Genomic DNA, 604 nt, shown 5'->3' on the forward strand with positions numbered 1-604 from the left:
CGCCTGGGCGCCGGAGGACGCGATGGACCACGACCAGGCGCAGGCCTACCGGCGGGAGCACGGACTGGCCGGGACTGCCGCACCTGTGGCAGACTGAGCCGCTGCCGACCGGCCCGACAGGCCCCTGCCGCAGGGGGGAGAAGCTCCGGGCACCACGCTCGGCGAATCCACGTAGCGACCACGGGAGACCGTGGTGACCCAGTGGCCGTGACCTGCGCGCACGCCACGGAAAGCGACACGCATCATGCAGAAGCTCGACTTCGTCGACGCCGCCAGCCTCCGCGACGACATCCCGGAGTTCCGCGCCGGTGACACGATCAACGTGCACGTCAAGGTCATCGAGGGCAACCGCACCCGTACCCAGGTCTTCAAGGGCATCGTGATCCGTCGTCACGGCCGCGGCGTGGGCGAGACCTACACCGTGCGCAAGGTGTCCTTCGGCATCGGTGTGGAGCGCACCTTCCCGGTGCAACAGATCGAAGACCCGCTGGATCCGCGCGGCGAAGGCTATGCCGATGCCGCCGTATCGGTCGCTGCCCATCTGGCCGCGACCCCGATCACGCTGGAGGAGCTTTCCGCTCTCGATGTCGGCGATGTCCTCGTG

At 68.9% G+C, this 604-nt stretch carries 1 protein-coding gene; it reads left to right on the top strand.

What is annotated here, in order from left to right; translation table 11 throughout:
- Positions 1-244: 244 nt before the first annotated feature.
- On the top strand, positions 245-604 hold a 360-nt coding region (rplS, locus tag ABD332_RS59940), incomplete at its 3' end, for a 50S ribosomal protein L19 (protein ID WP_344516120.1).

This window comes from Dactylosporangium maewongense (assembly GCF_039531485.1).
In the GTDB taxonomy this organism is placed as follows: domain Bacteria; phylum Actinomycetota; class Actinomycetes; order Mycobacteriales; family Micromonosporaceae; genus Dactylosporangium; species Dactylosporangium maewongense.